Annotated in this window: 3 rRNA genes; all 3 read right to left on the minus strand. The window is 56.0% G+C overall.

The annotated features are described in order from the left end of the window. Positions 1-30: 30 nt before the first annotated feature. A 5S ribosomal RNA gene (gene rrf, locus ACYVAG_RS17565) occupies positions 31-147 on the minus strand. 135 nt (positions 148-282) lie between these two features. Next, positions 283-3,385, minus strand: a 23S ribosomal RNA gene (locus ACYVAG_RS17570). Positions 3,386-3,781: 396 nt separating this feature from the next. Further along, positions 3,782-5,297: ribosomal RNA gene (locus tag ACYVAG_RS17575) — 16S ribosomal RNA — on the minus strand. The 16S, 23S and 5S rRNA genes sit together here, the layout of an rRNA operon. Between the last annotated feature and the right edge of the window lie 233 nt (positions 5,298-5,530).

Below are 5,530 nucleotides of genomic sequence, written 5' to 3' on the forward strand. Positions count from 1 at the left end.
TGGGTGCGGCCCTCACGATGTGTGTTGTTTGTCCGGCGACGTCCTAGTCTCCCACACACTCCCGTGTGCAGTACCATCGGCGCTGTAAGGCTTGACTTCCGGGTTCGGAATGGGACCGGGTATTTCCCTTACGCTATGGTCACCGAAACTCTATGGAGATATTCGTGGAACCCGATCCCACACCGTCAGGACATGGTCCTGGGTGTGGTGGGTTCTCGACCGTATCTCGAGAGACTTCACAGTGGACGCGTAGCATCTTCGTAGCAGAAGACGAGTATGTGTTAGATCAAGCCCTCGGACTATTAGTATCGGTCAGCTCCGCACATTGCTGTGCTTCCACATCCGACCTATCACCCGGTGGTCTTCCGGGGTCCTTAACCCACATGGGGTGGGAGCCCTCATCTTGAAGCGTGCTTCCCGCTTAGATGCTTTCAGCGGTTATCACTTCCCAACGTAGCCAACCAGCCGTGCCCTTGGCAGGACAACTGGCACACCAGAGGTTAGTCCGTCCCGGTCCTCTCGTACTAAGGACAGCTCTTCTCAAGACTCCTACGCGCGCAGCGGATAGGGACCGAACTGTCTCACGACGTTCTAAACCCAGCTCGCGTGCCGCTTTAATGGGCGAACAGCCCAACCCTTGGGACCGACTCCAGCCCCAGGATGCGACGAGCCGACATCGAGGTGCCAAACCATGCCGTCGCTATGGACGCTCGGGCAAGATCAGCCTGTTATCCCCGGGGTACCTTTTATCCGTTGAGTGACGGCGCTTCCACGTGCCACCGTCAGATCACTAGTCCCGACTTTCGTCCCTGCTCGAGATGTCTCTCTCACAGTCAAGCTCCCTTGTGCACTTACACTCGAAACCTGATTGCCAACCAGGCTGAGGGAACCTTTGGGCGCCTCCGTTACTTTTTGGGAGGCGACCGCCCCAGTCAAACTACCCATCAGGCACTGTCCCTGAACCGGATCACGGTCCGAGGTTAGATAACCAGAACAACCAGAGTGGTATTTCAACGTTGACTCCACACCCACTGGCGTGAATGCTTCACAGTCTCCCACCTATCCTACACAAGCTGTACCAATCACCAATACCAAACTATAGTAAAGGTCCCGGGGTCTTTCCGTCCTGCTGCGCGTAACGAGCATCTTTACTCGTAGTGCAATTTCGCCGAGTTCGTGGTGGAGACAGTAGGGAAGTCGTTACTCCATTCGTGCAGGTCGGAACTTACCCGACAAGGAATTTCGCTACCTTAGGATGGTTATAGTTACCACCGCCGTTTACTGGGGCTTAAGTTCAGGGCTTCACCTTGCGGCTGACCCTTCCCCTTAACCTTCCAGCACCGGGCAGGAGTCAGTCCGTATACATCGTCTTACGACTTGGCACGGACCTGTGTTTTTAGTAAACAGTCGCTTCCCCCTGGTCTCTGCGACCCTCAACGCTCAAGAAGCAAGTTCCGTCACGCATCAGGTCCCCCTTATTCCGAAGTTACGGGGGTATTTTGCCGAGTTCCTTCACCACGATTATCTCGATCGCCTTGGTATTCTCTACCTATCCACCTGTGTCGGTTTAGGGTACGGGCGGCTCACGAACTCGCTCACGAAGATTTTCTAGGCAGCATAGGATCACTCACTGAGCAGGACGTATCCCACCCAGCCATCATGTCTCAGGCACACAGGCCGCGGATTTGCCTACGACCAGCCCTACACACTTAGCCCGGGACAACCATCGCCCGGGATGAGCTACCTTCCTGCGTCCCTCCGCAGCTTGCCTACTACAAGTTCGGATCACAGAGTCACTCACCATCACCCCGAAGGGATCGGGCAAGCTTCCATGCTTAGCATCACCTGATTCGGCAGGGGCGTTCGTACGCCGGTACGGGAATATCAACCCGTTGTCCATCGACTACGCCTGTCGGCCTCGCCTTAGGTCCCGACTCACCCAGGGCAGATTAGCTTGACCCTGGAACCCTTGGATATTCGGCGGACGGGTTTCTCACCCGTCATTCGCTACTCATGCCTGCATTCTCACTCGTGTGCACTCCACGGCTGGGTCACCCCGCCGCTTCGTCGCGCACACGACGCTCCCCTACCCATCCACGCACCTGGACCAAAGCCGGGTACACGCGTGAATGCCACAACTTCGGCGGATAGCTTGAGCCCCGCTAAATTGTCGGCGCAGAATCACTTGACCAGTGAGCTATTACGCACTCTTTCAAGGGTGGCTGCTTCCAAGCCAACCTCCTGGTTGTCACCGCAACTCCACATCCTTTTCCACTTAGCTATCGCTTAGGGGCCTTAGTTGGTGATCTGGGCTGTTTCCCTCTCGACTATGAAGCTTATCCCCCACAGTCTCACTGCCGTCCTCTCACTTACCGGCATTCGGAGTTTGGTTAATTTCGGTAAGCTGTTGGGCCCCCTAGACTATCCAGTGCTCTACCTCCGGCAAGAAACAGACGACGCTGCACCTAAATGCATTTCGGGGAGAACCAGCTATTACGGAGTTTGATTGGCCTTTCACCCCTATCCACAGCTCATCCCCCCCATTTTCAACTGAGGTGGGTTCGGTCCTCCACGACGTCTTACCGTCGCTTCAACCTGGCCATGGATAGATCACTCCGCTTCGGGTCTAGAGCGTGCGACTCAATCGCCCTGTTCGGACTCGCTTTCGCTACGGCTACCCCACACGGGTTAACCTCGCCACACACCACTAACTCGCAGGCTCATTCTTCAAAAGGCACGCCGTCACCCCGAAAGGCTCCGACGGATTGTAGGCAATCGGTTTCAGGTACTATTTCACTCCCCTCCCGGGGTACTTTTCACCTTTCCCTCACGGTACTTGTCCGCTATCGGTCACCAAGGAGTATTTAGGCTTAGCGGGTGGTCCCGCCAGATTCACACGAAATTTCAGGGGTTCCGTGCTACTTGGGGTGACATCCACCAGTGATGAGGCTACGACTACAGGGGTATTACCTTCTCTGCCGGACTATCCCAACGTCCTTCGTCTTCACTCATCATTTCTTACTGGCCGACCGGTCAACAGCCCGATCAGGACGGCCCCACAACACCACACGTGCAACGCCTGTCAGCTCTCACACACGCCTGGTTTGGCCTCTTCCGCGTTCGCTCGCCACTACTGACGGAATCACTATTGTTTTCTCTTCCTATGGGTACTGAGATGTTTCACTTCCCCACGTTCCCTCCCACTACCCTATGTGTTCAGGTAGGGGTCGCCGGACATTACTCCGGTTACCTTCGAGGTTTCCCTATTCGGACATCCCCGGATCACAGCTCGTTTACCAGCTCCCCGGGGCTTATCGCAGGTTACAACGTCCTTCATCGGCTCTTGGTGCCTAGGCATCCACCGATTGCCCTTAGTAGCTTGAAATAAAAACTCGTTCATACAACTACAAAGATGCTCGCGTCCACTGTGAAGTTCTCAACATACGGGCGACACCCCCACCCACCCACACCCAAAGGCGCCGGCGACAGGGGCCCACACAAGAAACCAACCCTTACGACAGGGCCGATCCCTCAGGACCCAACAGCGTGCTCAAACCCCCCGACATCCCACCACCCCTTCCACACCCCCACCCACCATCCGACAAGGACAGCGAGCACGAGCAGTACTGAACGCAGCAGAACCCCGAAAGGTCCAGGTCAATGTTCCACAAACCAGAGCCACCCACCCCGACACGGACGGCCGGGCAATAGGTGTGAACACCACACCACCACCAGAACAACAGCCCTGGACAGTGCACGTGTGATGCCATCTGCTCCTTAGAAAGGAGGTGATCCAGCCGCACCTTCCGGTACGGCTACCTTGTTACGACTTAGTCCTAATTACCAGCCCCACCTTCGACGGCTCCCCCCACAAGGGTTGGGCCACCGGCTTCGGGTGTTGCCGACTTTCATGACTTGACGGGCGGTGTGTACAAGGCCCGGGAACGTATTCACCGCAGCGTTGCTGATCTGCGATTACTAGCGACTCCGACTTCATGGGGTCGAGTTGCAGACCCCAATCCGAACTGAGACAGGCTTTTTGGGATTCGCTCAACCTCACGGTCTCGCAGCCCTTTGTACCTGCCATTGTAGCATGCGTGAAGCCCTGGACATAAGGGGCATGATGACTTGACCTCATCCCCACCTTCCTCCGAGTTGACCCCGGCAGTCTCCTATGAGTCCCCGGCATTACCCGCTGGCAACATAGGACGAGGGTTGCGCTCGTTGCGGGACTTAACCCAACATCTCACGACACGAGCTGACGACAGCCATGCACCACCTGTACACCGACCTTGCGGGGCACCCATCTCTGAGTGTTTCCGGTGTATGTCAAACCCAGGTAAGGTTCTTCGCGTTGCATCGAATTAATCCGCATGCTCCGCCGCTTGTGCGGGCCCCCGTCAATTCCTTTGAGTTTTAGCCTTGCGGCCGTACTCCCCAGGCGGGGCACTTAATGCGTTAGCTACGGCACGGATCACGTGGAATGTGACCCACACCTAGTGCCCACCGTTTACGGCGTGGACTACCAGGGTATCTAAGCCTGTTTGCTCCCCACGCTTTCGCTTCTCAGCGTCAGGAAAGTCCCAGAGAACCGCCTTCGCCACCGGTGTTCCTCCTGATATCTGCGCATTCCACCGCTCCACCAGGAATTCCGTTCTCCCCTAACTTCCTCTAGTCAGCCCGTATCGGAAGCAGGCTCAGAGTTAAGCCCTGAGTTTTCACTTCCGACGCGACTAACCGCCTACAAGCTCTTTACGCCCAATAATTCCGGACAACGCTCGGACCCTACGTATCACCGCGGCTGCTGGCACGTAGTTGGCCGGTCCTTCTTCTGCAGGTACCGTCACTTGCGCTTCGTCCCTGCTGAAAGCGGTTTACAACCCGAAGGCCGTCATCCCGCACGCGGCGTTGCTGCATCAGGCTTCCGCCCATTGTGCAATATTCCCCACTGCTGCCTCCCGTAGGAGTCTGGGCCGTATCTCAGTCCCAGTGTGGCCGGTCGCCCTCTCAGGCCGGCTACCCGTCGAAGCCTTGGTGAGCCACTACCTCACCAACAAGCTGATAGGCCGCGAGTCCATCCCTGACCGAAAAACTTTCCACAAAAAACCATGCGATCAAATGTGAATATCCAGTATTAGACGCCCTTTCGAGCGCTTATTCCAGAGTCAGAGGCAGGTTACTCACGTGTTACTCACCCGTTCGCCACTCGTGTACCCCGAAGGGCCTTACCGTTCGACTTGCATGTGTTAAGCACGCCGCCAGCGTTCGTCCTGAGCCAGGATCAAACTCTCCGTTGAAAAATATCGCCACACCCACCCCAAAAGGGCAAGCGTCAAGCGTCACATCAACCTCAAGCAATCACCAGGCAAAACCAGAAACTTAACTGGCCCAATAATCTACTCAAAGAAACCATGAACCCCACCCACAGGCGAGGCCACGGGAACAACCCCAAAAAGAGTTGCACAAATTATTTGGCATTGACTTTAAGCACGCTGTTGAGTTCTCAAGAATCGACCACACACCTCGCTTC

The organism is Mariniluteicoccus flavus, from assembly GCF_054776655.1.